24 protein-coding genes and 1 pseudogene are annotated in these 26,301 nt (G+C 74.9%); 12 read left to right on the top strand and 13 right to left on the bottom strand.

Annotated elements, in window-relative coordinates; all coding sequences use genetic code 11:
• Positions 1–40: 40 nt before the first annotated feature.
• Complete coding sequence (locus ACYVAP_RS15215; RefSeq protein ID WP_498861335.1) at positions 41–976, bottom strand: aldo/keto reductase; 936 nt, start codon at positions 974–976, stop codon at positions 41–43.
• 128 nt (positions 977–1,104) lie between these two features.
• On the opposite strand from ACYVAP_RS15215, the gene ACYVAP_RS15210 reads away from it, so the two are divergent.
• The 4 genes from ACYVAP_RS15210 to ACYVAP_RS15195 all read left to right on the top strand — a co-directional run bounded on the left by ACYVAP_RS15210 (position 1,105) and on the right by ACYVAP_RS15195 (position 4,514).
• Complete coding sequence (locus ACYVAP_RS15210) at positions 1,105–1,575, top strand: DUF2871 domain-containing protein (RefSeq protein ID WP_498861334.1); 471 nt, start codon at positions 1,105–1,107, stop codon at positions 1,573–1,575.
• 23 nt (positions 1,576–1,598) lie between these two features.
• Complete coding sequence (locus tag ACYVAP_RS15205) at positions 1,599–2,306, top strand: NUDIX hydrolase (RefSeq protein WP_498861333.1); 708 nt, start codon at positions 1,599–1,601, stop codon at positions 2,304–2,306.
• Positions 2,303–3,475: a M20 family metallopeptidase gene (locus tag ACYVAP_RS15200; protein WP_498861332.1), complete on the top strand. Its 1,173-nt coding sequence runs from the start codon at positions 2,303–2,305 to the stop codon at positions 3,473–3,475. Before ACYVAP_RS15205 ends, ACYVAP_RS15200 begins: the two co-directional genes overlap by 4 nt.
• 109 nt (positions 3,476–3,584) lie before the next feature.
• A complete protein-coding gene (locus tag ACYVAP_RS15195) occupies positions 3,585–4,514 on the top strand; it encodes a VOC family protein (RefSeq protein ID WP_498861331.1) in 930 nt (309 codons plus the stop codon).
• Between the two features lie 5 nt (positions 4,515–4,519).
• On the opposite strand, the gene ACYVAP_RS15190 is transcribed toward ACYVAP_RS15195, so the two are convergent.
• The 5 genes from ACYVAP_RS15190 to ACYVAP_RS15170 all read right to left on the bottom strand — a co-directional run bounded on the left by ACYVAP_RS15190 (position 4,520) and on the right by ACYVAP_RS15170 (position 10,769).
• A complete protein-coding gene (locus tag ACYVAP_RS15190; protein WP_498861330.1) occupies positions 4,520–5,227 on the bottom strand; it encodes a DsbA family oxidoreductase in 708 nt (235 codons plus the stop codon).
• Between the two features lie 88 nt (positions 5,228–5,315).
• A complete protein-coding gene (locus ACYVAP_RS15185) occupies positions 5,316–8,405 on the bottom strand; it encodes a YhgE/Pip family protein (protein WP_498861329.1) in 3,090 nt (1,029 codons plus the stop codon).
• 86 nt (positions 8,406–8,491) lie between these two features.
• Entirely contained in the window at positions 8,492–9,403 is a 912-nt protein-coding gene (gene gluQRS, locus ACYVAP_RS15180; protein WP_498861328.1) for a glutamyl-Q tRNA(Asp) synthetase, read from the bottom strand.
• 14 nt (positions 9,404–9,417) lie between these two features.
• Positions 9,418–9,984, bottom strand: a complete 567-nt coding sequence (locus tag ACYVAP_RS15175; RefSeq protein WP_498861327.1) for a GNAT family N-acetyltransferase — start codon at positions 9,982–9,984, stop codon at positions 9,418–9,420.
• Between the two features lie 17 nt (positions 9,985–10,001).
• Complete coding sequence (locus tag ACYVAP_RS15170; RefSeq protein WP_498861326.1) at positions 10,002–10,769, bottom strand: hypothetical protein; 768 nt, start codon at positions 10,767–10,769, stop codon at positions 10,002–10,004.
• Between the two features lie 203 nt (positions 10,770–10,972).
• On the opposite strand from ACYVAP_RS15170, the gene ACYVAP_RS15165 reads away from it, so the two are divergent.
• Positions 10,973–11,509, top strand: coding sequence for a peptidylprolyl isomerase (locus ACYVAP_RS15165; protein ID WP_137769255.1), 537 nt, complete (start codon positions 10,973–10,975; stop codon positions 11,507–11,509).
• An 80-nt stretch (positions 11,510–11,589) separates the two neighbouring features.
• Here the strand turns inward: ACYVAP_RS15165 and ACYVAP_RS15160 are convergent, their stop codons facing one another.
• Positions 11,590–12,348 carry a VIT1/CCC1 transporter family protein gene (locus ACYVAP_RS15160; protein ID WP_498861325.1) on the bottom strand — a complete coding sequence of 253 codons (759 nt, stop codon included), beginning with the start codon at positions 12,346–12,348 and terminating at the stop codon, positions 11,590–11,592.
• A 97-nt stretch (positions 12,349–12,445) separates the two neighbouring features.
• Positions 12,446–14,464, bottom strand: coding sequence for an MMPL family transporter (locus tag ACYVAP_RS15155; protein ID WP_498861324.1), 2,019 nt, complete (start codon positions 14,462–14,464; stop codon positions 12,446–12,448).
• A gap of 134 nt (positions 14,465–14,598) precedes the next feature.
• Here ACYVAP_RS15155 and ACYVAP_RS15150 point away from each other — a divergent pair, with 134 nt between their 5' ends.
• Both ACYVAP_RS15150 and ACYVAP_RS15145 read left to right on the top strand, forming a co-directional pair.
• A complete protein-coding gene (locus ACYVAP_RS15150) occupies positions 14,599–15,792 on the top strand; it encodes a winged helix DNA-binding domain-containing protein (RefSeq protein ID WP_498861323.1) in 1,194 nt (397 codons plus the stop codon).
• Between the two features lie 40 nt (positions 15,793–15,832).
• The gene (locus ACYVAP_RS15145) at positions 15,833–16,753 is read left to right on the top strand and encodes a rhomboid family intramembrane serine protease (protein ID WP_498861322.1); all 921 of its coding nucleotides are present in this window, start codon (positions 15,833–15,835) and stop codon (positions 16,751–16,753) included.
• A gap of 494 nt (positions 16,754–17,247) precedes the next feature.
• Here ACYVAP_RS15145 and pcp read toward each other — a convergent pair whose 3' ends face one another.
• On the bottom strand, positions 17,248–17,886 hold the full coding sequence (gene pcp, locus ACYVAP_RS15140; protein WP_498861321.1) for a C15 family peptidase: 639 nt from the start codon (positions 17,884–17,886) through the stop codon (positions 17,248–17,250).
• A gap of 65 nt (positions 17,887–17,951) precedes the next feature.
• Between pcp and ACYVAP_RS15135 the strand changes: the two genes are divergently transcribed.
• Together ACYVAP_RS15135 and ACYVAP_RS15130 are read left to right on the top strand one after the other, a co-directional pair.
• Positions 17,952–18,608 carry a GNAT family N-acetyltransferase gene (locus tag ACYVAP_RS15135; RefSeq protein WP_498861320.1) on the top strand — a complete coding sequence of 219 codons (657 nt, stop codon included), beginning with the start codon at positions 17,952–17,954 and terminating at the stop codon, positions 18,606–18,608.
• Between the two features lie 93 nt (positions 18,609–18,701).
• Positions 18,702–19,916 (top strand): annotated as a pseudogene (locus ACYVAP_RS15130) (HNH endonuclease signature motif containing protein); the annotation flags it as partial.
• A gap of 193 nt (positions 19,917–20,109) precedes the next feature.
• Here the strand turns inward: ACYVAP_RS15130 and ACYVAP_RS15125 are convergent.
• Positions 20,110–21,030: an aminoglycoside phosphotransferase family protein gene (locus ACYVAP_RS15125; RefSeq protein WP_498861319.1), complete on the bottom strand. Its 921-nt coding sequence runs from the start codon at positions 21,028–21,030 to the stop codon at positions 20,110–20,112.
• Complete coding sequence (locus tag ACYVAP_RS15120; RefSeq protein WP_498861318.1) at positions 21,027–22,685, bottom strand: serine hydrolase domain-containing protein; 1,659 nt, start codon at positions 22,683–22,685, stop codon at positions 21,027–21,029. Before ACYVAP_RS15120 ends, ACYVAP_RS15125 begins: the two co-directional genes overlap by 4 nt.
• A gap of 87 nt (positions 22,686–22,772) precedes the next feature.
• Here ACYVAP_RS15120 and ACYVAP_RS15115 point away from each other — a divergent pair, with 87 nt between their 5' ends.
• Entirely contained in the window at positions 22,773–23,510 is a 738-nt protein-coding gene (locus ACYVAP_RS15115; protein ID WP_498861317.1) for a glutamine amidotransferase, read from the top strand.
• Between the two features lie 63 nt (positions 23,511–23,573).
• On the top strand, positions 23,574–24,461 hold the full coding sequence (locus ACYVAP_RS15110) for a glycoside hydrolase family 25 domain-containing protein (RefSeq protein WP_498861316.1): 888 nt from the start codon (positions 23,574–23,576) through the stop codon (positions 24,459–24,461).
• 10 nt (positions 24,462–24,471) lie between these two features.
• Here ACYVAP_RS15110 and ACYVAP_RS15105 read toward each other — a convergent pair whose 3' ends face one another.
• Positions 24,472–24,921 (bottom strand): SRPBCC family protein, encoded by a 450-nt coding sequence (locus ACYVAP_RS15105; protein ID WP_259361278.1) that lies wholly within the window; start codon positions 24,919–24,921, stop codon positions 24,472–24,474.
• A gap of 131 nt (positions 24,922–25,052) precedes the next feature.
• Between ACYVAP_RS15105 and ACYVAP_RS15100 the strand changes: the two genes are divergently transcribed.
• On the top strand, positions 25,053–25,583 hold the full coding sequence (locus ACYVAP_RS15100; RefSeq protein WP_498861315.1) for a GNAT family N-acetyltransferase: 531 nt from the start codon (positions 25,053–25,055) through the stop codon (positions 25,581–25,583).
• 10 nt (positions 25,584–25,593) lie between these two features.
• Here the strand turns inward: ACYVAP_RS15100 and pdxH are convergent, their stop codons facing one another.
• A complete protein-coding gene (gene pdxH, locus ACYVAP_RS15095; protein ID WP_498861314.1) occupies positions 25,594–26,271 on the bottom strand; it encodes a pyridoxine/pyridoxamine 5'-phosphate oxidase in 678 nt (225 codons plus the stop codon).
• Positions 26,272–26,301: the final 30 nt, after the last annotated feature.

The raw sequence follows: 26,301 nt of genomic DNA, 5'->3' as shown, positions 1-26,301 counted from the left end.
GCGGAAGCGGTTGCCGCGCGGTGCCGGGCCCGGGGAGGGATCAGGGCACGCGCCAGCCGGCGGCGCGGAACAGCTCGTACCACTCGGCGCGGGTGAGCGGCAGCTCGGAGCCGGCGGCGGCGTCCGTGACCCGCTGCGGGGTGGTCGTGCCGAGCACCACCTGCATCTGCGCGGGGTGGCGGGTGATCCACGCGGTCGCGATCGCCTCGGGGGTGACCTCGTACTGCGCGGCGAGGCGGTCGATCACGGCGTTCAGCTCGGGGTACGCGGGGTGCCCGAGGAACACGCCGTCGAAGAACCGCGCCTGGAACGGGGACCAGGCCTGCACGGTGATGTCGTGCAGGCGGCAGTAGTCGAGGATGCCGCCGCCGTCGAGCGTCGCGGACTGCTCCTCGCCCTGCATGTTCGAGGCGATGCCCTGGGCGATGACGGTCGAGTGGGTGATGGACAGCTGCAGCTGGTTCGCGACGATCGGCTGGCGCACGTGCTTCGCGAGCAGGTCGATCTGGCGGGGCGTGTGGTTGGAGACGCCGAAGTGCAGGACCTTCCCGGCCTCGTGGAGCTCGTCGAAGGCGCGGGCGACCTCCTCGGGCTCGACGAGCGCGTCGGGGCGGTGCAGGAGCAGCACGTCGATCCGGTCGGTGTCCAGCGCCCTCAGCGAGCCCTCGACGGACTCGACGATGTGCTCGTAGGAGAAGTCGAAGTACGGGCCGTCCGGGACGATCCCGGCCTTGGTCTGGATCGTCACCTGGTCGCGCTCGGCGGGGGAGAGCGCGAGGGCTCGGGCGAAGCGCTCCTCGCAGCGGTGCAGCTCGCCGCCGTAGATGTCGGCGTGGTCGAGGTAGTCGATGCCCGCGTCCCGGGCGGTGCGCACGAGGGTGCGGATCTCGTCGTCCGTCTTCTCCGCGATCCGCATGAGGCCCAGGACCACGTTCGGGGCGGAGATGTCGGTGCGGGGCAGGTCGAAGTGCTTCATCGCAGGCCTTCCGGCAGGGGAGGGGGGCTCGCCGGACCGCTGCGGCCGGCGCCGCCCGAGCCTACGCCGGGGGACGATCCATCGAAGGGTTGATCCGTCGCCGCGGCCCGGCGAGCAGGATCGAGGGCATGACGCGATCCCTGCACACCGCCCTGACCTACCTCATCCTCGGCCTCGCCTCGGGGGTCTTCTACCGCGAGTTCACGAAGCACACCGACGCCCTGCTCAGCCACACCCCGCTGAACACCCTGCACACGCACCTGCTGACCCTCGGCATGATCGTGTTCCTGGTGGTCCTCGCGCTCGACGCGACCCTCGGCCTGAGCGGCCGCCGCTCCTTCTCCGTGTTCTGGTGGACCTACAACATCGGCCTCGTGGTGACGGTCGCGATGCAGGCCGTGCGGGGCGTCCTCACCCTCGGCGGCCACGACCCGGCGACGACGAGCGCCGCGATCCCCGGGATCGCGGGCCTCGGTCACCTGCTGCTGAGCGTCGGCCTCGTCTCCCTGTTCGTCGCCCTCCGCGCCGCCGTGCGCGAGCGCGCGGCCCTCGCCGGGGCGGGCGCGTCCCACCAGGTGCCGGCGATTCCTGCGCGCTGACCGCGGCGCCATAGGGTGGCGCCATGGACACCTCCGCGGCGCCGGGCAGCGGGGTCGGCGTCGCCGTCGACCTCGTCATCCTCACCCTGCACGAGGGGCGGCTCAGCGTCGCGCTCGTGCAGCGCGGGGAGGAGCCCTTCGCGGGCACGTGGGCGCTGCCCGGCGGGCCCGTGGGGGAGCACGAGGACCTCGACCAGGCCGCCTACCGGGTGCTCGAGGACGAGGCGATGATCGGCGAGGAGTCGGTGCACGTCGAGCAGCTGCGCACCTTCGGCGCCCCGGGCCGCGACCCGCGCGGGCGCGTGGTCTCCGTGGCCTTCATGGCCCTCGGCGCGGATCTCCCCGCCCCGCGCCGCGGGGCCGACGTCGCCGACGCCCGCTGGTGGGCCGTCGAGGAGCTCGCTGGCGTCGAGCTCGGCTTCGACCACCGCGAGGTGCTCGACTGCGCGCTCGAGCGGGCCCGCGCGAAGCTCGAGTACTCGACGCTCGCCGTGACCTTCCTGCCCGCGGAGTTCACCGTGTCCCAGCTGCGCGGCGTCTACGAGGCCGTGTGGGGGAGCAGCCTCGACGCCGGGAACTTCCACCGCAAGGCGACCCGCACGCCGGGCTTCGTCGAGGAGCTCGACCGCTTCGCCGCGCCGACGGGCGGCCGGCCCGCGCGCCTGTACCGCGCGGGGACCGGCACCACGCTGCAGCCGCCGCTGCTGCGCTCGGGGGAGGAGAGCGCATGAGCCTGCCGCTGCTCGAGGGGGACCGCCGTGAGCGGGTCCACACCCTCGCCCGGGAGCTGCACGCGGATCCCGAGCTCGCCTTCGAGGAGCACCGCTCCGCGCAGCGGGTCGCCGCGCTGCTCGAAGCGGAGGGCTTCGCGGTCGAGCGGGGCGTGGGGGAGCTGCCCACTGCTCTGCGCGCGAGCAGGGGCTCCGGCTCGCTCGTCGCGGCGCTGTGCGTGGAGTACGACGCGCTGCCGGGGATCGGCCACGGCTGCGGCCACCACCTCATCGCGGGCGCCTCCGTGGGGGCGGCCCTACTGCTCGCGGACGCGCTCGCCGCGGACCCCTCCCTGGACGTCACGGTGCAGGTGATCGGCACCCCGGCGGAGGAGCACGGCGGCGGCAAGCAGCTGCTCATCGAGCGGGGCGTCTTCGCGGGCGTGCACCTCGCCCTCATGACCCACCCGACCCCGCACACGGACACCTACGACCCGGTGGGCTCGACGAGCCAGGCCGTGGGCCGTTGGCGGGCGACCTACACGGGACGCGGCGCGCACGCCGCCGCGAACCCCTCCGAGGGCGTCAACGCGAACGACGCTGCCGTGATCGCCCAGGTCGCGGCCGGGCTGCTGCGCCAGCGGGTGAAGGACGGCCGGCGCCTGGCCCTCGTGCCGCAGCAGTCCGGGGTCACGAACATCATCCCGGCGAGCGCGGTCGTGGACTTCGAGTGCCGCGCGCCGGACCTCGAGGAGTTCCACGCCCTGCACGAGGCCCTGCTGGACTGCCTGCGGGCGGGCGCCCTCGCGACCGGGTGCACGCTCGAGGTGGAGGCGCTCGAGCCGCTCTACGAGCCGCTGCGCCAGGACGACCTGCTGGGCGGCCTGTGGAACGAGGCGATGGTCGAGCGCGGCCGCCCGCTCGCGGGGTCGACGGGGGTCATGGCCGCTTCGACGGACATGGGCAACGTGTCCCAGCACGTGCCCTCCCTGCATCCCTTCGTGGGCATCACGGGTGCGGACGCGGCGCTGCACACGGCGGACTTCGCCGCGCAGTCCGCCGGGGCGGAGGGCTACCGGCTGCTGGACGACGCGGCGGCGGCGATGGCGCACGTGGTGCGCCGGGTCGCTGCCGACGGCGACCTGCGGTCGCAGGTGCTCGCGCGGGCGCAGGAGCTCGCGGCGCGCTGAGGGCAGGGCTGTCCGGTGGGGCACACCCCGCCGCCATTTGGTTGAACAGTCAACCAAAATGGGGCATGCTGGGGTCATCGACGCACCGCCCCGGAAGGACCGACCCCTCATGACCGCCACCCCTGCCACCCCCGTGGACGAGCAGCACCTCTCCGCCGATCTCGCGATGGACGCCGTCACCCTCCGGGTGGGCGACCTCGAGCTCATGAGCTCCTACTACGCGGACGCCCTCGCCCTCAGCCCGATCGAGGAGACCGCCCGCACCGGCGGCGAGATCCACCGCGTGCTCGGCCGCGGCGACGTGCCCTTCGTGCGGCTCGTCTCCACCCCCGGCCTGCCCGTGCCCGGCCGCGGCGAGGCCGGGCTGTTCCACACCGCCTTCCTCTTCGAGGACGAGGCCTCCCTCGCCGCGACCCTGCTGCGCGCCGCCCAGGACCCCCGCTCGCGCTTCGCGGGCAGCGGCGACCACCTCGTCTCCGAGGCCTTCTACTTCGCGGACCCCGAGGGCAACGGCATCGAGCTGTACCGCGACCGGCCCCGCGAGGAGTGGACCTGGACGAACGGCCAGGTCGCGATGGACACCCTCTACCTCGACCCCAACGCCTACCTCGAGCAGCACCTCACCGAGGCCACCGCGGGAGAGCCGGGCGCGCTGCCCGGGATCGTCGGACACGTGCACCTGCAGGTGGGGGACGTGCAGGCCGCGCGGGCCTTCTACATCGACGCGCTCGGCTTCGAGGTCACCGTGGGATCGCACCCCGGCGCGCTCTTCGCCGCCGCGGGCGGCTACCACCACCACGTCGCCATGAACTCGTGGAACAGCCGCGGCGCGGGCCCGCGCGCCACGAGCCTGGGACTCGCCGACGTCGCCATCACCGTGCCCGGCCGCGAGGACCTCGACGCGCTCGTCGCCCGGGCCCGCGCCGCCGCCCTGCCGCTCGCCGACGACGGCCGCGCGGTGCGCCTCACCGACCCCTGGGGCACCCCCGTCACGGTGAGCCTGCCCGGCACGAGCGCCGAGCAGGTCCTCGCCCGCTGAGAGGCTCAGGCCTCCGTCGAGGCCCGCTCCTCGGCCTCCGCCGCGATCTGGCGCAGCGCCTGCCGGAAGGTCTCGGTGGGCAGCGCGCCGGGCGCGGTGTAGCGGTCGTCGAAGAGGAAGAAGGGCACGCCCCGCGCCCCCATCGACACGGCCTCGCGCACGTCCTCCTCGACCGCGTCGTCATGCGTGGTGCCCGACCAGGCGGCGCGCGCGTCGGCCTCCTCGAGGCCGGCGGCGACCGCACGGGCCACGACGACCTCCTCGTCGAAGGGGTTCACCGTGTCGGTGAAGTGCCCGCGCTGGAGCTCGAGGAAGAACTCCGTGGCGACCTCCGCGCCGCGCGCCTCCTGCACGGCCTGCAGGACCCGGTGCACGCCGCGCGTGTTCCCCATGGGGCGCGGGGAGACGTACTCGCGGCCCACCTCGCGGGAGAGGTCGCCGATCTGCGCCTCCATCTCCTGCACCTTCTCCACGGGGATGCCCTTGCGGCGGGCGAGGCCCGTGACGTTGTCCTCCGTGGAGCCGGTGGGCGCGGTGGGGTCCAGCTCGAAGGAGTGGGCGCGCAGCGTGACGCGTCCCGTGAGCCCCTCCGCCTCGATCGCCTCGAGCAGGCGCGCCTCGCCCACGTAGCACCAGGGGCACACGACGTCGGTCCAGACGTCGATGCCGAACAGCGGCGTGGGGGTGGCGGGGGTGGGGGCTGCTGCGGTCATCGGTCCGTCCGTTCCGTGGGGTGCGGGCGGTGCCCGCGGGTCCCCGGGCACAACGCCCGGGGACCCGCGGATCATCCCGGGCCGGGGATCAGGCGGCCGCGGGCTCCGCGTCCGCCGGTGCGTCCTCCGGGTCCTCCGCGCCGTCGGCGTCGACCTCGCGGCGCAGCTTCCGCGCGCCCAGGAAGCCGAGCACGAGCGCGAGCACGAGCCAGCCGCACAGCCAGGTGATGTCCCCGACCGGATCCACCCAGCCACCGCCGATCGTGCCGCGGAACGCGTCCACCGCGTGGGTCATCGGCAGGAACGGGTGGACCGTCTGGAAGAACTGCGGCAGCGTGCCGACGGGGTAGGTGCCTCCGGCCCCCGCCACCTGGAGGGCGATGAGCACGAGCGCCACGAACTTGCCGATCGGCCCGAACAGGGCGCCGAAACCGTGGTTCAGGCCCACGAAGACGATGCTCGTCAGGGCCGCCATGAGGGTGAACTGCACGAGGTGCACCGCGGTGATGTCGATCGCGAGGTGGAGCACCGCGACCGTGATCGCCGTCTGCACGAGCGCGAGGGCGAAGGAGGGCACGAGGCCGCCCACGAGGAGCTTCAGGGCGCCCGCGCCGCGGGCTGCGGCCTCGCGGGAGAACGGCGGCATCATGAGGAAGATCGACATGCCGCCCACCCAGAGGCCGATGCCCAGGAACAGCGGGGCGAGGCCCTCGCCGAAGCGGTCCAGGCCGTGGTCGCGCACGAAGTCCATCTGCACCGGGTCGGAGGCGGCGTCGGTGAGGTCCGCGCGCTCCGTGTCGGTGTACGAGGGGACCTCGTCCTGGGCGTCGACGAGGCCGTCGTGCAGCTCGCCGGAGCCGTCCTGCAGCTGCTGGGCGCCGTCCTCGAGCTTCTCGGAGCCGTCCACGAGCTGGCCCGTGCCGTCCTCGAGCTGCCCGGCGCCGGAGTCGACCTGGTGCGCGGCCGCGGCGAGCTTCTCCGCGCCGGTCTGCCCCTGGGAGAGGCCGCTCGCGAGGGTGCGGGCGCCCGAGTCCGCGGAGTACAGGCCGCTCACGAGCTGCGCGCTGCCGCTCTCGAGCTTCCCGGTGCCGGCGGCGAGCTGGTCCGCGCCGTCGCCCGCGGTGGAGACGCCGTCGGTGTACTGGCCGATCCCGGAGGAGAGCGTCGCGGCGCCGTCGGCCGCGGTGCGGGTGGACTCGGCGAGGAGGTCCGCGCCGTCGGAGACCTGCTGGGCCCCGTCGTTCAGACGGTCCACGTCGTCCGCGCCCTGGGAGAGCGTGTCGTAGGCGTCGGGCAGCGCCGCGGCGGCGTCCTTCGCCTGCTGGGCGAGCCGGGAGGCGAGGTCTGCGGTGGAGGTGTCCTCGTCCGAGCCGGTCGCGGCCTCGGCGGCGTCGCGGGCGTCCTGGCGAGCGCTCGTGATGGTGTCCTCGAGGGAGGAGGCGTCCTCGGCGAGGGAACCGGTCGCGTCGGCGACCTTCGAGGTGCCGTCGGCGACGGTCGAGGTGGTCGTGGCGAGGTCGTCGAGCGTGGTGCCCACCCGGTCCGCGGCCTCGGCCACGGAGTCCGCGGTGTCGGAGACGTCGGTGCCGGCGGAGGCGGCGCCCGCGGCCGCGGTGTCCGTGGCCTTCGCGTCCTCGAGGGCGGTGGAGGAGGCGTCGCGGGTGTCGCCGGAGGTGCCCGCGACCTCGGAGAGCTGCGAGCAGAAGGCCTCGTCGGCCCCGGAGTCCTCGCACCGGGCGGCGAGGTCGTCGACGCTGCCGGTGTAGGTCTGCACGGCGTCGTCGGAGGTCGCGGCGCTGTCCTTCGCGGTGGAGGCCGCGTCGGCGGCGCTCGCGGCGGCGTCGGTGAGGGTGCCGATCTCGTCCTGGATGCTCGAGGCGCCGTCGCGGATCGTCGTCGCGTCCTCGGAGCCGTCCGCGGTGTCCTTCGCGAGGGCCTGGGCGGCGTCGTCGGCGGAGGTGGCCGTGTCGTCGAGGGCGGTCGCGGCGTCGGAGAGGGTCGTGGAGTCCGTGGCGGGGGCGTCGAGCGCGGTGCCGGCGTCCTCGACGGCCTGCTGGAGCGCGGTGATGCCGTCCTGCAGGTCCTGGCTCGCCTGGTCGACGGAGTCCTCGGTGACGCCGAGGTCCTTCGCCTTGTCCCGCGCGTCCGTGATCGTCCGGTCGAGCTGCGCGGTGCCGTCGGCCACCTGGGAGGCGCCGTCGGCGAGGGAGCTCGCGCCGTCCGCGATCTGCGAGGTGCCGCTCGCGAGGGAGTCGGCGCCGTCCTGGAGCGTGGTGCTCTTCGAGTCGAGGGTGTCGAGCCCGGCGGAGAGCTGCTGGGCGCCCGCGTCGAGGGTCGCGGTGCCGTCGTGCAGGGTCACGGCGCCCGCGGTGAGCTGGTCGAGGCCCACAACGAGGTCGTAGGAGCCGTCGGCGAGCTGCGCGGTGCCGTCGGCGAGGGTGTCGGCGCCGTCGGCCAGCTGGCCGGTGCCGTCGTGCAGCTCGGTCGCGCCCTCGTCGAGGGTGGTCGCGCCGTCGGTGAGGTCACCGGCGCCGTCGTGCAGCTCGGTCGCGCCGTCCTCGAGGTCGCCGGAGCCGTCGACGGCGTCCCCCAGGCCGTCGTGGATCGAGGTGAAGCCGACGTAGATGTTGTCGAGGTACTCGTCGAGCACGCTCGTGCGCAGCGTGTCGGTGAGGGCCGCGCCCACGGACTTCGAGAAGTTGCCGCCCACGTAGTTGATCGTGTCGTTCGTGGTGACGGTGAGCAGCGCGGGGGTGGCGTCCTCCGCGTCGCCGCCCAGCGAGGCCACGTTCGCCGAGAAGTCCTTCGGGATCACGACGGTCGCCCCGTAGGTGCCGTCCTCGAGCCCGCGCTCCGCCTCCGCCTCGCTCACCTCGACGAAGCGGAAGGAGGTGTTCTTGTCGATGTCGAGCACCTCCTCGGTGAAGTCCTCGCCGACGTGCAGCTGGGTCTTCGTGCCGTCCGTGGAGGTCGAGGTCGCGCCCTCGTCGAGGTCGACGACGGCCGCGGTGATCCCGTCCATCCGGCCCGAGGGGTCGGAGAAGGACCAGGTGAGGTTCCCGGCATAGATGAGCGGCACCAGGGCGAGCCCGGTGACGAAGAGAGCCGCGATGGGCTTCTTCCACTCGGAGGGGAAGAGGTCGACGAATGCGCGCAGCGCGGAGGAGATTCGGTGCACGCGGCCACGATACATTCATGTATCGAGATCGGGAAGCGCCCGGGTCGCACTGTGGCGGGCCGAACTCCGCCTCGCGTCGCCCGAGGTCAGGCGGGCAGGTCCACGACCCACGGCTCCGACGGCAGGCTCCGCAGGTCCCAGCGCTCGAGCACGTCGCGCGCGCTCCGGCAGCCGGGGAGGCCCAGCGACTCCCCGATCCGCTCGACGACCTGCTCCGCGCTCTCACCGCGCGCGAGGCGGTCACGGAGGGTGACCGCGCCGTCCCGCTTGGCGAGCCGCTCCCCGCGGGCGTTCACGGCGAGCGGCACGTGCGCGTACTCGGGCACGGGAAGTCCCAGCAGCTGGGCGAGGTGCGCCTGCCGCGGCGCGGAGGAGAGCAGGTCGTCGGCGCGGACGACCTGGTCCACGCCCTGCGCGGCGTCGTCGACGACCACGGCGAGGTTGTAGGCGACCACCCCGTCGCCGCGGCGCAGCACGAGGTCGTCGACGGCCCCGGTGACCTCCCCGGCGAAGCGGTCCCGCACGCTCCAGGTGCTCACCTCCGCGCGCAGCCGCAGCGCGGGCTCGCGGCGCAGCGCGCGCATGCGCTCCCGTCCTGCCTCCCGCTCGCGCGCGGTGAGGTCGCGGCAGGTCCCGGGATAGGCGCCGGGCGGGGCGTGCGGGGCGCTCGGCGCCTCGAGGACCTCGCGGCGGGTGCAGTAGCACTCGTAGACGAGGCCCCGCGCGGTGAGCTCCGCGATCGCGGCGGCGTGGGCGTCGCCGCGCTCCGACTGCCGCACGATCTCGCCGTCATGGTCCTGGCCCACGGCGGCGAGGTCCTCGAGCTGGCGGGCCTCCGCGCCCTCGCGCACGCGGTCGAGGTCCTCGACGCGCAGACGGAAGGCGCGGCCGGTCCCGCGGGCGAGGGCCCAGGCGAGGATCGCGGTGCGCAGGTTCCCCAGGTGCAGGTCGCCGCTCGGGGAGGGGGCGTAGCGCCCGGCCGGAGGGAGTGCGGTCATGGCCCCAGTCTCCGTCAGCCGCGGGCCGCGGGGCGATCGAGGACGAGCAGCACGTCCCCGGCGCGGCCGCCCGGCACCTCGCGCTCGGGCGGGCCGGGGTGGAAGCCGAGCCGGCGGGCGAGGGCGAGGGAGGGGGCGTTGCGGGCGGCGGTCACCGCGATCACCTCGGGATCCCCGGGGCGCAGCATGCCGAGCACGGCGCGCAGGGCCTCGGTCGCGAGACCCTGCCCCTGCGCCGCGGGGTGCAGCCTCCAGTAGGCGCTCAGCAGCGGGCCGGCGGCTGAGTCGAGCGGGGCGAGGCCCACGATCCCCAGCAGGTCCCCGCCGCCCGCCGGGAGCACGCGGCGGTACCCGGCCGCTCCGCCGGACTCGGCGTGCGCCACCCACTGCCGCAGCACCCAGGCCATCTGGCCCTTCGCGGTGAGCGGGGCCGTGGAGTCGTGGAGGAAGGCGGCGGGATCGGAGTGCAGGCGCCAGAGCTCCTCGAGGTCCTGCTCGGTGACGAGCGGGAGCCGCAGGCGCGGGGTGCGCAGAACGGCGCGGCCCTCACCGTCCGGGGACGGGGGTGCCGCGCCGTTCATGGCTGCGATCGGGACGCTCAGGCGTCGCCGCGGTGGTTGCCGCGCTTCTCCTCGGCCTCGGTGGAGTCCGCGGACTCGACCTTGACCTCCTTGGGCGTGGTGTCCGCGCCGTGGGAGTCGCCCTTGAGCGAGGAGGCGACGTCGCCGGCGTCGGCCGCGCCGACGGTGTCGGAGACGGTCGAGGAGTCGGAGTCGTCCCCGGCGGAGGCGGGGTAGTGCGCGCGGGCGAAGTCCGCCGGCGGGGCCCAGGGGTCCTCGACGGGGCGGGTCTTCTTCCAGGCGATGTAGCCCGCGGCGGCGCCGGCGGCGGCCAGGCCCAGCACGAGCAGCACCTTGCCGGCGCGGTTCTTCTTCGCGGGGGCCGGGGCGGTGAGGGCGGCGGCCTTGATGTCGTCCTGGCCGGTGGCGAGCTCCTTGCGGGCCGCGTCCACGGCGGCCTTGAGCACGGTGCCGGTGGTCTCGGCGGTCCGGCGCGCACGGGGGAGGTAGTCCTCCTGCACGTCCTGGACGATCTTGTCCGCACGGGGGCCGAGGTTCTGGGAGAGCTTGTCGCCCTGGGCGCGGAGGCGCTCCTCGACGGCGGGGGCGTACTGCCCGTAGAGCTCGGTCGCGCGGGCGCGCGCCTCGCGGGCCGCCTCGGAGGCGACGGGGCCGGCCTGCGCGGCCAGCTTCTGCAGCTCCTGGACGGCCTGCTCCGCCTTCTGGCCGGTGCCGGACACGGCATCGGCGGCCTTCTGGGCGTGCTTCTCGGCCTTCTTGGCCTCACGCTTGGTGGTCAGCGCCATGGTCGTTCCCCTTTCGGTGTATCCGCCGGGTCGGGCCGACGGTGGTCCCTGGGCCGTGATCCGCCGGGGGATCCGAGGATCTCCCGGGGTGACGCGGCCCGTGTGCCACAACTCTAACGCGCGGGGGTGACGGGGCTCCCAGGGGATTCCGACCCGACGGTCGACCCCGCGCCCGGCGCCGCCCGTGTGCGAGGATTGCGCGCATGTTCGCAACTCTGCACACCAACCACGGGGACGTCCGCCTCGAGCTGTTCCCGGACCACGCGCCGAAGACCGTCGAGAACTTCGTGGGCCTCGCCGAGGGCACCAAGGAGTTCACGGACGCCGAGTCCGGCGAGAAGGTGACGCGCCCCTTCTACGACGGCGTCGTCTTCCACCGCATCATCTCCGGCTTCATGATCCAGGGCGGCGACCCCCTGGGCACCGGCACCGGCGGCCCGGGCTACACCTTCGACGACGAGATCTCCGAGAAGAACTTCAACGAGCCCTACGTGCTCGCCATGGCCAACGCCGGCAAGCGCCGCAACGCGATCACCGGCCAGCCCGCGGGCACCAACGGCTCGCAGTTCTTCATCACCGTCGGCCCCACCCCGCACCTGCAGGGCAAGCACACCGTGTTCGGCGTCGTCGCGGACGACGAGTCGAAGAAGGTCGTCGACGAGATCGGCTCCGTGCGCACCGACATGCGCGACCGTCCCCTCGAGGACGTCGTCATCGAGAAGGTCACCGTCGAGAGGTGACATACTGAGACTGCAGCGGCCCGTCCCTGGGGAAGGGGGCGGGCCGCTGCTCTTCTGTGCTGCCGTCTCCTCCCGCTGGGTCAGCCGATCGCGACGCCGAGGGCGGAGCCCAGTCCGTAGGTGACGAGCAGGGCGAGCACGCCGCCGATGATGGTGCGGACGGTCGCGCGGCGGGCGTCCGCCTCGCCCAGGCGGGCGCTGACCACGCCGAGGGCGGCGAGGGCGAGCACGACCGCGGCGAGCGTCGCCGGCAGGCGCAGCGCGGGCGGGGTCAGCAGGATCGCCGCGAGCGGCACCACCCCGCCGAGGGTGAAGGAGACGAGCGAGGCGAGCGCCGCCCCGACGGGCGAGGCGACCGCGTCGTCCTCGACGCCGTGACGGAAGCGCGTGTGCGCCTCGAGCGCGTCGTGGCGCTCCATCGAGCGGGCCACGGGCTCGACGACGTCCGACGGGATGCCGGTGTCCTCGAGCGCGGAGACGAGGGCGCGGTGCTCGACCTCGGGCTGCGCGGCGAGGTCGCGGCGGGTGCGAGCGATGAGGGCGCGCTCGGTGTCCCGCTGGGTCGAGACCGAGACGTACTCGCCCATCGCCATGGACAGGGCGCCCGCGACGAGCGAGGCGAGGCCCGCGACGAGCAGCCAGCGGGTGTCCGTGGTGGCGCCGGCGACGCCCACGGCGAGGCCGGCGACGGAGACGATGCCGTCGTTCGCGCCGAGCACCCCGGCGCGCAGCCGGTTCAGACGGCCGGCGCGCCGGGAGCGCTCGTCGGCCTGCGCGGTGGAGGTGGGGCCGGCGGGATGCGCGGCGCCGAGGGGGCGGATGTTGTCGACGAGGCTCATGTGGACAGAGTAGTTATCTGGACTCGGTCCAGACAAGCAAGGTAAGCCTGCCCTGGCCTGCGATGATCACTCGGGCCGCGCGGAACCCACTCGACGCTCAGGGTCGCGAGGGCCACCACATCCGGTCGCCGACGAGGGCGAACAGGGCCGGCACCAGCACGGTCCTCACGAGCAGGGTGTCCAGCAGCACCCCGAGCCCCACGATCAGCCCCAGCTGACCGAGCACCACGAGCGGCAGCACGCCGAGCGCCGCGAACACCGCCGCGAGCACCACCCCCGCACTCGTGATGACGACGCCCGTCGCGCCGACCGCCCGCACCATGCCCTCCGCCGTGCCGTGCCCGGCGGTCTCGTGCCGGGCGCGGTGGACGAGGAACATCGTGTAGTCCACGCCGAGCGCCACGAGGAACAGGAAGGCGAGCAGCGGGACCGTGACGTCGAGCGCCTCCACGCCGAGCAGCGCGCGCCCCACCCCCAGCCCGAGGCCGATCGAGGCCACCGCGCTGAGGAGGTTCACGAGCATGAGCAGCACAGGCGCGACCACGGCCCGGACCAGCAGCGCGAGGACCACGAGCACCACCAGCAGGATCGCCGGGGCGACCACGGCGAGATCCCGGAAGGACGCCTCGCGCACGTCGAGCGCCTCGGCGCTCGGCCCGCCCACGAGGGCGTCCGGCGCGACCCCGTGCACCGCGGCGCGCAGCTCCCGCACCTCGGTGAGCGCCGCGGCGGAGCCCGGCGACGCCGTGCCGACGACGCTGAGCACGGTGCTGTCCTCGGGCGTCGTCCCGGTGGGGGAGACGCTCACGACGCCCGCGGAGCCCTCGGCGGCCGTCGTCACCGCGTCCAGCTCCGCGGTGGGCAAGACGACCGTGTGCGGGGATCCCTGGCCGGCGCCGTAGTGCGCGGCGAGGGTGTCGAAGCCGGCCTGCGCCTCGGTCGCGGTCGCGAACTGCTCGTCCTGCGCGAGACCCACCCGCATGCCGATCAGGCCCGTGGAGAGCACGCCGAGCACGAGCAGGCTGCCGAGCACGCTGATCAGAGGGCGGCGCACCACGCCGCGGGCCGCACGGGCGAAGACCCCGTGCGGGGCGGCGTCGGGGGCCTCGTCGGAGGGGCGGGGGACGAGCGGCCAGAACACCCGGCGGCCGGCCACGGCGAGCAGCGCCGTGAGCGGGAACAGCACCGCGACCAGGGAGATGACCAGGCCGCAGGCGGCGGCGATGCCGATGCCGCGAGCGGCGGGCATGACGGCGAGCAGCAGGCTCAGCAGGGCGATGACGACCGTCGCGTTCGAGGCGAGGATCGCGGGCACGGTGCCGCGCCAGGCGGCCGCGAGAGCCGCGCGGTGGTCCTCGTGCCGGTGCAGCTCCTCGCGGTAGCGGGAGATGAGCAGCAGCGCGTAGTTCGTGCCCGCGCCGAACACCAGCACGCTCACCACGCCCGCGTCGAAGGCCAGGGAGGCACGCTCACCGAGCACGTCGAGCAGGCCCATCGTGACGCGCTCGGCGAGACCCACCACCGCGAGCGGCAGGATCCACAGCACGGGGGAGCGGTAGGTGAGCAGGAGCAGCACGGCGACCACCGCGATGGTCACGGCGAGCAGCGTGAAGTTCGCCCCGGCGAAGGCGCCGCGCACGTCGGCCGCGACGGCCGGGCCGCCCGTGATCTCGACGCGCAGGGACTCCGGGGCCGTGGAGCCGGCGAGGGTGCGCAGCTCCTCCACCTGGGCATCGGCGGCGTCCTTCGACGCGTCCGAGGGGATCGAGGCGACGAGGAGATCTGCCTTCCCGTCCTCCGACGGCATCGGGCCGAGGGCCTCGGCGCCGGTCTCCTCGGCGAGGGCGGTCCGGAGGGTCTCGACGTCCGCGGCGTCCTCGCTGGTGAGCTCGCCGCCGTCGGCCCGCGAGAGGACCACGAGCAGCTGGTCGCGGCCGTCGGCATCCGCCTCGGCGACGAGCGCCGCCGCGCGGGAGGACTCGAAGGAGTCGGGGACGGCGTCCATGCCCGCGACCGGGCCGGAGCCCTTCAGCAGACCGATCGCCGCGAGGGCGAGCAGCAGGAACAGGCCGACCACCACGGGGGCGGAGCGGCGGCCGGTGAGCAGACGGGACACGAGGGGACCTCCGGGCGAGCGAGCGGTGAAGCGACCCTTCGAGGCTAGGAACGTGCAGGTCGGAGCGGATCAATCCTTCGATGGATCCGCCCTGTGACGGGGCGCGCGCGAGGCGCCGCGGGTAGCCTCCGGGCATGACCCCGCGCCACCTCGTCGGAGCACGCCTGCTCGCCCAGGGGCTCCTCGCCCCCGACGGGCCCCCGCCCACCCCCGTCGAGGTCGCGCGCTCCTTCGCCGCCCACCAGGGTCAGGACCTCCACGGCGCCGTCTCCTCCCTCGCCCTGCGCAGCCGTGAGCCGCGCGCCCGGACCGGGACGGCCGCCGTGCAGCAGGTGCTCGACGCCTTCGACCGCGGCGGGATCGTGCGCGGCTACCCGATGCGCGGCACCGTCTTCGTGGTCGCCGCGGACTCGCTCGCCTGGATCACGGAGCTGTGCGCCGCGGGGCCCCTGCGCGCCCAGGTCGCGCGGCGCCCCGCGCTCGGGCTCGACCAGGAGCAGGTGGACCGCGCCCGCGCGGTGCTCGAGGAGGTCGCGGGGCCGCGCTCCGACCCCCGCGCCGATCCCGAGGCCGGCCGCGGCGTGCCCCGCACGGAGCTCCTCGCGGCATGGGAGGCGGCGGGGCTGGAGCCGGCGAAGGGCCGCGGCTACCACCTGCTCTCCCACCTCGTCGCGCTCGGCGTCGCCGCCTACGGGCCCTGGCGGGACGGGGACACCGCCGTCGTCCTCGCGCGCCGCTGGCTGCCCGCGGGCAGCGACCTCGAGGGCGCCTTCGGCGGGGACCGGGTCGCCGCGGTCGCGGAGCTCGCCCGCCGGTACGTCACGAGCCGCGGCCCCGTGACCGAGCGGGACCTCGCCTGGTGGAGCAAGCTCACCCTCGGCGAGATCCGCGCGGCCTGGCCCGCGGCCACGCGCGATCTCGAGAGCGGCTTCGCGGACCGCGACGGCCGCCTCCACGCCCGCGCCGAGGACGCGCGCGGCGGGGACGGGGAGCGGCGCTGGTTCCGCCCCGGCCTCGTCGAGGAGTACGCCGAGCGGGAGAAGGAGGCGATGGCCGAGCTGCTGCTGCCCGGCTTCGACGAGCTCGTGCTCGGCTACCGGGACCGCGGATTCCTCGGGGACGAGTCGCGCGTGGAGGCGCTCGTGCCCGGCGGCAACGGGGTGTTCCGTCGGCCGGCGATCCGACGCGGCGAGATCGTGGGGACCTGGAAGCGGGCGGGCAGCGGCGCCCGGCGCCGGCTCGAGATCGAGGAGCTCACGCCGCTCACCGCCCCGCAGCTCACGCGCTTCACGCGGCTCCACGAGCGCTTCCCCGCCGTCGGCGGCTGAGGCCCACTCCGCGTCCAGGCCGCTCGTGGAGAATGTCCCCATGGAGCGACCGACCTACGGCTACAGCGCCGACGATGCCTCGCAGCCGCAGGACCAGCCCGTCTGCCCCCGTCACCCCGACCGGGTGAGCTACGTGCGGTGCAAGCGGTGCGACCGTCCCGCCTGCCCCGACTGCCAGCGGCCCACCTCCGTGGGCGTGCTGTGCGTGGACTGCGCCCGCGACGTGGAGCGCCAGCAGGCGCAGACCCGCCCGCGCAACGCCCTCGGCGGCCGGATGGGCCCGCAGACCCCGATCGTCACCTACACGATCATGGCGCTGTGCGTGCTCGCCTACGCCGGTCAGGCGCTCTCCGGAGGGCTCGTCGAGCAGTGGGCGATGTTCGCCCCGTTCCGCGCGATCGCCATGCCGTGGACCTTCCTCACGTCCGGCTTCCTGCACGGCGGGATCCTGCATCTCGCCCTGAACATGTGGGCGCTCTACGTGTGCGGGCAGTACCTCGAGCGCACCATGGGCCGCGCCCGCTTCACCGCGGTCTACCTCGTCTCGATCCTCGCGGGCCACACGGCCGTGCTGATGCTGACGGACCCGCTCTCGCAGTCCTGGTACAGCGGCACCGTGGGGGCGAGCGGCGGCGTGTTCGGCCTGTTCGCGGCCATGTTCGTGGTGAACCGCAAGCTCGGCGGGCAGGTCGCGCAGATCCTCGTGCTGATCGGCCTGAACCTCGCCGTCACCTTCCTCAACCCCGGGATCTCGTGGCAGGGGCACCTGGGCGGCCTCGTCATGGGCGGTGCGCTCACCGCGGCGATGTTCGCCCTGCGCCCCAAGCTCAGCCCCGTCGCGGACCGCGCCTCGATCGCGCGGCGCTCCGCCTTCGTGCACGCCGCCGTGATCGGTGCGGGTGTGCTCGTGTGCGTGCTGCTCGTCATCGTGCGCGTCGCGATGGTGAGCGCGCTCGCCTGAGCGCTGGCCCTCTCCCGGCCACCTGGGGAATCACAACGGTGTGATCATCCCCAGAGTGTGGACACGATTGTGGACAACTGCGCGAGGTCGGGGGATGACCGGCTGCGAGTGTGGACGAACCGGCCTCCATTGTGGACGGACGGTGGGGACGAACGGCCCCTGGGGTCGCCCTCACCGCGCCCGATCCGTTCCTCCACAGCGTCACCGGCGTGATCCGGAGCGCGCTCCACCGTGCCGGACCATCAAGCCCCACTTCAGGGTTTGTGCCTGGAAAGCGGTCGTGACCTGCTGGGACTGCGCGCGGCGCCCTGTCAAGCCGCGTCCTGTCGGGGTTGTGGACGGACGATGCACCACCTCGATCGCGACACGCCCGGCCGTCGTCGTCCCCACCCCTCGCACCTGCGGAACTACAGGTCTGTCATTCGTCCACCACTGTGGAGAAGATTGTGGACAACTGCTGCGGGTGTGGACGATCACCCCTCGACGACCCCTCCTCAGTGGACGGCGCCGCCGCTGCGGTCGAGATCCACCGTCGTGGACAGGGCGGTCTCGACCATCGCGACGAGCGCCCTCGCGGCCTGCGGCACGGGCACCGTGCGGGCCGCGGGGACGTGGACGAAGCCGCCCCGCACCCCGGTCCCCCCGAGCGCCTCGAGGACCCGGTAGAAGACGTCGTTGCACACGAAGGTGCCGGCGGTCTGCGAGACGGCGGCCGGGACGCCGGTCGCGGCCGCCGCGGCGACCATCGCCTTGATCGGCAGCGTCGAGAAGCGGCCGACGGGCCCGCCCGCGACGACCGGCTCGTCCACCGGCGCGGCCCCGGATTCGTCGGCGATGCGCGCGTCACGCACGTTGATCGCGACCCGCTCGGGGGTGATCGCCGCGCGACCGTCGGCGAGCCCGACGGCGATGACGAGCCGCGGCGCGAGCTCCTCGATCGCGGCGACGAGCAGATCCCCCGCACGGTCGAAGACCACCGGCAGCTCCCGCGCCTCGACCGCGACGCCGCGCCCGCGCAGCTGCGCGGCCGCCTCCTGCACGGCGTCCCAGGAGGGGTTGCTCGCGGCCCCGTCGAAGGGCGCGAAGCCCGTGAGGAGAACAGGGGACGCGGGGGATGCGGGGGAGGAGCTCATGACGGCACCGTAGCCGGGACCGGAATCCGCTCGCCGCCCGGGGCCGAGGTCCGTACCCTGGCGCGATGACGCAGCCCGACGCCCTCGCCCTCCTCCACCCGCCCTTCGCGCTGACGGTGCGCGCCGGCGACCTCACGCTGCGGGTGCTGCGCGATGCGGACCTCGAGGAGTACACGGCGCTGCTGCGTCGGCCGATCTTCGAGGACCCGCAGTCCGACCAGGTCTTCCCCTGGTACGCGGTGGACCCGGAGACCCGGGTGCGCGAGGCCGTGCGCTTCCAGTGGCGGCTGCGCGCCCAGCTGAGCGCCGAGAACTGGTCGCTGCCGCTCGGTGTGTGGGCCGGGGACGAGATGATCGGCTGCCAGGACCTCGCGGCGAGGGACTTCGCCGTGCGGCGCACCGTGGGCTCCGGCTCGTGGCTCACCCTCGACCAGCACGGCAGGGGCTACGGCAAGCTCATGCGGCAGGCGATGCTCGTGCTCGCCTTCGACCACCTGGGCGCGGTGCGCGCGGAGTCCTCCGCCGTGCTCGGCAACGACCGCTCCTTCGGCGTCTCCCGGGCGTGCGGCTACGTCGACAACGGCACCCAGGTGACGGCGGAGGGCGACCGCGCCCTCACCCAGCAGCGCTTCGTCGTCACGCCCGGGACCGTCGTGCGCCCCGCCGTCGAGGTGGAGGTCGAGGGGATCGGCCCGGAGCTGCGGGCGCTGCTCGGCGCCTGAGGGCGGGCCCGGGCGGCGCGATCGTTCCTCCCCATCGCCCCTCGGTCCACCGTCCGGGAATCGTGCTTCCCTCCTCTCCCCGCCAGGCGTGGGATGGGGGACATGACCACTCCTGTGCAGCCCGTGACCGAGGTCCTCGTGGACCTCGCCCACACCCTGGGGTCCCCCCTGCCCGACGTCGCCGCGGGGATGACCTCCGCCGGGGCGGCGCAGCTGCTCGGGGCCTCCGCGCAGGTCCGCGCCCGGCTCGACGCGCTCGACGTGCGCGCCCGCGTGATCCATGCGGACGCCCTGCGGCGTGAGCGGCTCGCGGAGTCCCGGGAATGGGCGGCGCGGGAGCAGGAAGGACCGGCGGATCTCGAGGCGGTCGCCGCCGGGGCGGAGCGGGCGGCCGTGCGCGACGCCTCGATGATCCTGCGCAGCTCCCCGGCGCAGGCCGCGCTCTCGCTCGCCGCGGCCCGCCGCCTGGTCGAGGACATGCCGCAGATGCTCCACGCCCTCGGCTCCGGCGCCGTCACCGCCCGCGTGGCCGGGGACGCCGCGACCGTGGCCCGGGTGCTGGAGCCCGAGCAGCGGCGCGACCTCGACGCGGCCCTCGCCGAGCGTGCGCCCTACCTCGACGGGGCCGGGCACCGCCGCTGGCGGCGCGAGATCTCCACGCTCGTGGAGCAGATCGAGCCGCTCGCCGCGGGCCGGCGGCACGCCCGCGCGCTCGACGAGCAGCACGTGCGCGTCACGCCGGGGGAGCACGGCATGGCGACCCTCTCCGCCCGGCTGCCCGGCCTCGAGGCCGCCGCGATCCGCAAGCGCCTCTCCCTCGAGGCGGAGGGCCTGCGCGCTCAGGGCGACCGTCGCGGTCACGGCCGGATCATGGCGCAGTCCCTGGTCGCCACCCTGCTGGGCCGCGAGGACGCCATGGATCCCGTCGTGCTGGACGTCGGCGTGATCATCACCGAACGGGCGCTGCTCTCGCCGGACCACGGGGACGTCGCGCACATCGAGGGCTACGGGGCGGTCCCCGCCGATGCCCTCCGGGGACCCCTGCGGGAGGCGCTCGCCGAGGGAACCGAGCGCGGCGCCCTGCTCCGTCGGCTGTTCACCCATCCGGTCACGGGGGAGCTGGTGGCGGGCGAGTCCCGGGCGCGGCTGTTCCCGAGGTCGATGCGGCGGTTCCTCCACTGGCGGGACACGACCTGCCGGGCCCCGTTCTGCGACGCCCCCGTGCGGCAGTACGACCACATCCTGCCCGTCGCCGCCGGCGGCCCGACCACCCTCGCCAACGGGGAGGGGCTGTGCGCACGCTGCCAGCGGAAGGAGGAGGACGCGGTGTCGGTCGAGCGGGAGCCCGTCGAGCCCGGACTCGCGGATGTCGGCGCGGGGCACCACGTCACCTGGACGAGCGCGAGCCTCACCCGACGCACCACCACGCCCACGCGGTTCACGGCCCCCGTGCCGACCGAGGGTCTCGGCCAGAAGGCCGACGCCGGCACGCCCCCACAGCTCAGCCCGCCCCCTCCGCGAGGCGCAGGGCGATCTCTGCGGCCGAGTCCATCTCGCCGGCCTCCTGAACGCAGCGGGCGAACATCCAGTCCCGGGCCCGGTGCGGGTCCAGACCCGTGCGCCGCGCGAGATCCCTCACCAGTCCCGAGGGGTCCGTGAGCAGTCGCTGCTCGTGGTTGAGCAGGTACTGGAGCAGGTCGTAGTGCGGATCGCCCACGTAGGGCTTGGGGTCGATGAGCACCCAGTCGCCGTCCTCGCCCGTCCCACGGTGCTCGCGCCGCAGGATGTTGTGGGGGTGCAGATCGGTCGCGAGCAGCACGGGCTCGCCGTTCCACTGCCGGGGCAGCTCGCGGAAGAGGCGGAGCCCGTGGGCCACCAGGTCCGCGGGGAGCAGGCCTGGCATGCGGTCCAGGCGCTCCTGCGCCTCGTCCGCCCACCAGGCGCACATGTCCGCGAGGGGGCGGAACGGGCCGCCCGTCGGCGCAGGGACATGGAGCCGCGTGACGAGACCGGCGAACACCTCGTCCTGCGCGGCCGGATCGGGGAGCTCGGCGAGCGGTGTCCCCGGGCGCACCTCCTCCATGAGCAGCAGCGTCGTCGAGCCCCGCTGCTCGCTGCGCAGCACCGTCGCGGCGCCGTGCCCCTGCCAGGCGCTCATCCCGGCGGCCTCGTCCCGGGCCTCGTCATGGGACATGGTGACCTTGAGCGTGAGCCGACGGCCCTCGGCATCCTGCACCGGCGCCACCCACGAGGCGGAGCCGCCGGGGGCGTACGGGACCCCGGCGCTCAGCGACCACTCCTCGAGCACGGTGGGCACGAGGGTGGGCAGGGCCTCACGCCAGGCGGCGACCCCGCTGTGCGTGTTCTCGGCGAGCAGCGGCGGCAGCGGCCTGCCCAGCACGAGCAGCTCGGACGGGCTCATCGGCGTCCCTCCCCAGGTGGCCCCTGCCCCTCCACGGGCCGGGTGACGCGCTCCGGCATCGTGAACTCGGCGCTCGGGGTCTGCAGCTGGCCGCTGCGGATCAGGCCGCGGCAGCGGAGCGTCGGGGCGCCGTCGGTGCCTTCTCCCGGACCGGGCCCGTCCACCGTCCCGAGCCGCACGAGGATCGGCTCCGCCCAGGTGCCGTAGCCCGGATCTCCCCAGGTGCGCAGCGCGATCGTGCGCGCGCCGGGCTCGTACGGGTCCGCCGCGCCGCCCGCGGTCGCGAGCTCGAGGGCGCCCGCGGCGGGGTCGAAGGCCGCGTCGTCGAGCGCGAAGAGCCGCCCGCCCAGTCGCGCCACCCGGGTGCGGCCCCACAGCGAGTCGTAGGTCCCGGCCGCGAGATCGGCGACCTCGGCGGCGGTGAGGGACCCGACACCCTCCTGCTCGGCGTCCTCCTGCTCGGCGAGCGGGAGCGGGCGCGGCCGGCCGGAGCCGCCGCCGCCCTGCGCGCCGGGCGCCTCGGCGGCGTCGGCCTGCGGGGCGGGCCGGCCCGCGGCGAGGGCGAGCAGGCCCAGCAGCCCGGCAGCGATCTCCGAGGTGGGGGCGTCCACGGCGGTGCCGATCACGGAGACCGCGAGGCGCTCCGAGGGCACCGCCCAGGTGCGGGACAGGCCGGTGGGGAACCCGCCGGAATGGCCGACGGCCTCGAAGCCGTGCAGGCGTCCCTGCTGCAGGCCCAGCGCGTAGTGCCGCCCCTCGGCGACGGTCCACACGCGTCGCCGCATGGCGCGCCGGGCGTCCTCTCCCAGCAGCGCGTCGGTGGTGAGGGCGCGGCCCGCGACGGTCGCGATCGCGCCGGCCGTCGCCCAGAAGCCGGTCGCGGCGGCGAGCGCGCCGGTGGGGACCTGCTCGACGCTCCGCCGCGGGCCGTGGAGCAGCGAGGTGTGCCCGGGCGCGAAGCCGTGGGGCGTCTCAGGGCCGGGGGCGTCCGCGGGGAGGTCGGGGCCGATCCCCTCGACGCCGAGCGGGTCGATCACGAGGCGGGTGACGGCCGCGGCGAAGTCCTCCCCGGTCACGGCCTCGATGGCGAGCCCCACCAGCCCGTAGCCGATGTTCGAGTACTGCAGGTGCGTGCCGGCGGGTGCCGCGAGCGGCTCGGTGCGGGCGATGGCGAGCAGCTGCTCGCGGTCGGGGAAGGGGCGGCCGAGCCGCCACCAGCGGGCGTCGGCGCTGTCGCGGGACAGTCCCGCCGCATGGGAGAGCAGGTCACGGAGGGTCGCGGCGGCGACGGGGGAGCCGGTGAGCTCGGGGACGTGCGCGCCGAGCGTGTCGTCCAGGCGCAGCGCGCCCTCCTCAGCGAGCCGGAGCACGGCGAGCGTGGTCATCATCTTGGAGTGCGAGGCGATGCGCAGGCGGTGCGTGGGCAGCAGGTCGATGCCGGCCTCGGCGTCCGCCGGGCCCACGGCGACCTCGGCGACGAGCTCGCCGTCGTGCCAGATCGCCGCCTGGATGCCGGACTGCCGGTGCAGGTGGCGCACGGTCTCCAGCCAGCCGGGGAGGATCGCGGCGACGTCCCGCACGGCATCCCTGCCGAGGGACGGTGCGGGCGTGCCCTCGGGGACGGTGGAGGGGGACGGAGGGGTGGTCTCCGGCACGGCGGGCTCCTTCGGCGCAGCGGATATGACGGCGGGTGGGACGGCGGCGGGGACGGTGCATGCCGCCGTCGGGACTAGCATTCTTCCGTGAAACCGTTCGTGCTGATCTCCACCCGCCCCGAGGACGACGTCGCCGAGCGCGAGCACGAGTCCGTGCTCCGCTTCACCGGCCTCGACGAGCGGGACCTGCGCCGCGTGCGCCTGGAGAAGGAGGAGGCCCCCGTGCTCCGCGCGGACGAGGTCTCCGGTGTCATCCTCGCCGGCAGCCCCTTCACCGTCTCCGAGCCCGCCGAGACGAAGTCCGCGCTCGAGCTCGCGACCGAGCCGAAGCTGTTCTCCGTGCTCGACCAGGTCATGGAGCAGGACCTGCCGTTCCTCGGCGCCTGTTACGGCGTGGGCGCACTCGGCACCCACCAGGGCGCGCGGATCGACCGCACCTACGGCGAGGAGCTCTCCGCCGTGGACGTGACGCTCACCGAGGAGGGCCTCGCCGATCCGCTCGTGCGCGCCGCGGGGCTGCCGCCGGTGTTCACCGGGCTCGTCGGCCACAAGGAGGCCGTGCACACCCTGCCCGCGTCCGCGACCGTGCTGGCCACGGGAGAGGCGTGCCCCGTGCAGATGTTCCGCATCGGCACCCGCCAGTACGCGACCCAGTTCCATCCCGAGATGGACGTGCCGCTGCTGCTCGAGCGCGCGGCCCGCTACCAGGAGCACGGCTACTTCGACCCGGAGCAGATGGACGAGCTCTTCGGGGCCCTCGGCCAGCAGCACGCGGACGAGGCGCCGCTGCTGCTGCGCGGCTTCGCGGAGCACTTCGCCCGCTGAGACCATCCTGTCCGTGCCCACAGGGTCCCCGATCGAGGCCCTGACCTCGGGTAGCGTCGACCCGTGCCCCGGTTCACTCGCGAGCAGGTCCGGCGGCGTCGGCAGATCGCCGCGGCGATCGTGGCCGTCGTCGCCCTGGTCCTCGTCGGCGGATGCACCCGGCTGGTCGTCGGCGCGCTTCGCGGCGGTGACGAGGAGGCGGCGAGCGTCCCCGTCCCCTACACGGCCGACGACGCCGCCATGACCGTCCCCGCCACCGCGCAGGACGCCGCCGCCCTCGCGCAGCTCCCCGGCGACCTCGAGCTCGGCGAGGACGAGGTGCTCGGCGTGGACGTCTCCGCGCACCAGGGCGAGATCGACTGGCAGGCCGTCGCCGGGGACGGGATCGGCTTCGCGTACATCAAGGCCACCGAGGGCGCCGGATTCACCGACTCGCGCTTCGCGGAGAACTGGGCGGGCGCCCGCGCCGCCGGGGTGACGCCCGGCGCGTACCACTACTTCACCCTGTGCTCGCCTGGCGCGGACCAGGCACGGGACTTCCTCGCCGCCGCCCGGCCCGACGACGCCGCGCTCCCGCCGGCCCTGGACCTCGAGTTCGACGGCGCCTGCGAGGAGCGCCCCTCGGCGGAGGACGCCCAGCGCGAGATCGACGCCTTCACCGCGGCGGTCGAGAAGGCATGGGGCCGGAGGCTCGTCATCTACTCCTCGAGCGACTGGCGCCGCCACTACGGCCTGCCCGTCACCGACGCGCGCCCCGACTGGCTGTTCTCCGACTCCGGCCGCCCCGACCAGGAGGACTGGTCGCTGTGGCAGCTGCGGTTCGACGGGAAGGTCGCCGGCATCGACGGCCGCGTCGACATGGACGTGGCCCGGATCGAGTCGCTGCGCGAGCACGCCGAGATCGCCGACGGCGAGGGGGCGCTCACCCACGCCCCGGCCGCGGAGGGCTAGGCGCGGAGGGTCAGCCGCGCAGGTCCTGGCTGGTCCCGCGCTCGGCGCGCAGCTGCACCACGAGCGCGTCGAGCAGCGTCGTCCAGTGCTCGAGCAGCGCCTGCCGCTCCGCCGCGCCCAGCAGCCGCTCCTGGTGGACGGCGAGCACGGTGCCCTCGCCGGCCTCCTGCAGCGTCACCTGGAAGACGGTCTCGTGGTCGAGGGTGCGCGGCGTCCAGCGCACCCGCACCCGTCGACCCACGTGGCAGCCGACGATCCGCCCGTGCAGCGAACCGCCGCTGCGCAGCGGGGCCCCGACCATCTGCGGGACGGAGTCGACGCCCAGCCAGGCGGGGAGCCACTCGGAGAGCAGGCGCCGCCACACCTCGTCGACGTGCGCGGGGACGGTGCGGCGCACCCCGAGCTGCCAGCCGGCGTCGCGGGTGAGGCCGGGGGGCGTGGGCTCGAGCTCGGTCTCCATGGCTCCGACACTAGGGGCGCCCCCGGGGCGCGGCGAGGGGCGACGGGGAGGCGTCGACAGGTGTTCGAGCAGGTGTCGCCGAGGCTTCACCCCCGCGTCGTGATGGGAGCGCGCGCCGGTAGCGTGAGCGTATGAGCAGCTGGACCACGCGCCCCGAGGACCCTGCCGATCCCCGTGACGCCGCGGCGATCCGGGAGGTGCTCCTCGCCGCCTTCCCCACCGCGGAGGAGGCGGACCTCGTGGACGCGCTGCGGGCCGGCGACGCCGCCTGGATCCCCGAACTGTCTCTTGTCGCCGCCGGCGAGGACGGAGCCGTCCTCGCGCAGGCGCTGCTCACCCGCTGCACCGTGGGCGGGGAGCCGGCGCTCGCCCTCGCGCCCTGCGCCGTGGTGCCCGCGCACCAGCGGCAGGGCGCCGGGAGCGCCGCGATCCGAGCGGCGCTCGCCGCGGCGACCCGGCGGGCGGAGCAGGGCGGGGAGAACCTCGTCGTCGTGCTCGGGCACGCCGAGTACTACCCGCGCTTCGGCTTCACCCCTGCGGCCGATGCCGGGGTGCTCGCCCCGTTCGACGTCCCGCCCGAGGCGTTCATGTCCCTGGCCCTCGACCCGGCGCGTCCGGTGCCGCAGGGCCTCGTCGGCTACCCGGCAGCGTTCGGGATCTGAGGGGCCGCGCTCAGGGCTGCAGGCGCTCCCGCGTCCAGCCGCCCGCCCCGAGCGTGTAGGCGATCCGGTCGTGAAGGCGCCCGGAGCGGCCCTGCCAGAACTCGACGCGCTCCGCGGTGATCCGGTAGCCGCCCCAGAAGGGCGGGCGCGGCACGTCGGTCCCCTCGAAGCGCGCGGCGGCCTCTGCGAGCTGCGCCTCGAGCTCCGCGCGCGAAGCGATCGGTGCGGACTGGCGGGAGGCCCAGGCGCCGAGCTGGGAGGCGCGCGGGCGGCGCGCGAAGTAGGCGTCGGAGGCGTCGTCGTCGAGCTGCGCGACGGTGCCCTCGATCCGCACCTGCCGCTGCAGGGCGTACCAGGGCAGGAGCAGCGCCGCCCGCGGCACGGCGGCCAGCTCGCGGCCCTTCGCGGAGTCGCGGTTCGTGTACAGCGTCGCGGTGAGCGCTTCGCCGTCCTCGCCGAGGCCCTTCACGAGCACGGTCCGGGAGCGGGGCCGCGGGGAGCCGTCCGCGTCGAGCGCGACGGTGGAGAGCACGGCGGCCGTCGGGTCGGGGAGGTCGCCCTCCTGCTCGTGCCGGTCGAGCGCCTCCTGCATCCAGGTGCCGAGCAGGGCGGAGGGGCTCGGCGGGGCGTCGTCGGCGAGGGCTCCGGCGAGGTAGTCCGTGCGGGAGTCGGCGAGCGGGTCGGTCATGCCCGGATCCTAGGGCTTCGGATCGCGTGG

It is taken from the genome of Brachybacterium horti, assembly GCF_054777615.1.
Note: the sequence above shows the minus strand (reverse complement) of the source record. Positions and strands in the feature narration are given on the sequence as shown.

What these genes read in the sequence shown, in the direction of transcription:
- gluQRS (WP_498861328.1), bottom strand. Translation starts at nt 9,403, where the DNA reads ATGACCGCACTCCCTCCGGCCGGGCGCTACGCCCCCTCCCCGAGCGGC.
- ACYVAP_RS15195 (WP_498861331.1), top strand. Translation starts at nt 3,585, where the DNA reads ATGACCGCCACCCCTGCCACCCCCGTGGACGAGCAGCACCTCTCCGCC.
- ACYVAP_RS15215 (WP_498861335.1), bottom strand. Translation starts at nt 976, where the DNA reads ATGAAGCACTTCGACCTGCCCCGCACCGACATCTCCGCCCCGAACGTG.
- ACYVAP_RS15150 (WP_498861323.1), top strand. Translation starts at nt 14,599, where the DNA reads ATGACCCCGCGCCACCTCGTCGGAGCACGCCTGCTCGCCCAGGGGCTC.
- pdxH (WP_498861314.1), bottom strand. Translation starts at nt 26,271, where the DNA reads ATGACCGACCCGCTCGCCGACTCCCGCACGGACTACCTCGCCGGAGCC.
- ACYVAP_RS15175 (WP_498861327.1), bottom strand. Translation starts at nt 9,984, where the DNA reads ATGAACGGCGCGGCACCCCCGTCCCCGGACGGTGAGGGCCGCGCCGTT.
- ACYVAP_RS15210 (WP_498861334.1), top strand. Translation starts at nt 1,105, where the DNA reads ATGACGCGATCCCTGCACACCGCCCTGACCTACCTCATCCTCGGCCTC.
- ACYVAP_RS15125 (WP_498861319.1), bottom strand. Translation starts at nt 21,030, where the DNA reads ATGAGCCCGTCCGAGCTGCTCGTGCTGGGCAGGCCGCTGCCGCCGCTG.
- ACYVAP_RS15190 (WP_498861330.1), bottom strand. Translation starts at nt 5,227, where the DNA reads ATGACCGCAGCAGCCCCCACCCCCGCCACCCCCACGCCGCTGTTCGGC.
- ACYVAP_RS15205 (WP_498861333.1), top strand. Translation starts at nt 1,599, where the DNA reads ATGGACACCTCCGCGGCGCCGGGCAGCGGGGTCGGCGTCGCCGTCGAC.
- ACYVAP_RS15105 (WP_259361278.1), bottom strand. Translation starts at nt 24,921, where the DNA reads ATGGAGACCGAGCTCGAGCCCACGCCCCCCGGCCTCACCCGCGACGCC.
- ACYVAP_RS15170 (WP_498861326.1), bottom strand. Translation starts at nt 10,769, where the DNA reads ATGGCGCTGACCACCAAGCGTGAGGCCAAGAAGGCCGAGAAGCACGCC.
- ACYVAP_RS15200 (WP_498861332.1), top strand. Translation starts at nt 2,303, where the DNA reads ATGAGCCTGCCGCTGCTCGAGGGGGACCGCCGTGAGCGGGTCCACACC.
- ACYVAP_RS15165 (WP_137769255.1), top strand. Translation starts at nt 10,973, where the DNA reads ATGTTCGCAACTCTGCACACCAACCACGGGGACGTCCGCCTCGAGCTG.
- ACYVAP_RS15100 (WP_498861315.1), top strand. Translation starts at nt 25,053, where the DNA reads ATGAGCAGCTGGACCACGCGCCCCGAGGACCCTGCCGATCCCCGTGAC.
- pcp (WP_498861321.1), bottom strand. Translation starts at nt 17,886, where the DNA reads ATGAGCTCCTCCCCCGCATCCCCCGCGTCCCCTGTTCTCCTCACGGGC.
- ACYVAP_RS15145 (WP_498861322.1), top strand. Translation starts at nt 15,833, where the DNA reads ATGGAGCGACCGACCTACGGCTACAGCGCCGACGATGCCTCGCAGCCG.
- ACYVAP_RS15160 (WP_498861325.1), bottom strand. Translation starts at nt 12,348, where the DNA reads ATGAGCCTCGTCGACAACATCCGCCCCCTCGGCGCCGCGCATCCCGCC.
- ACYVAP_RS15135 (WP_498861320.1), top strand. Translation starts at nt 17,952, where the DNA reads ATGACGCAGCCCGACGCCCTCGCCCTCCTCCACCCGCCCTTCGCGCTG.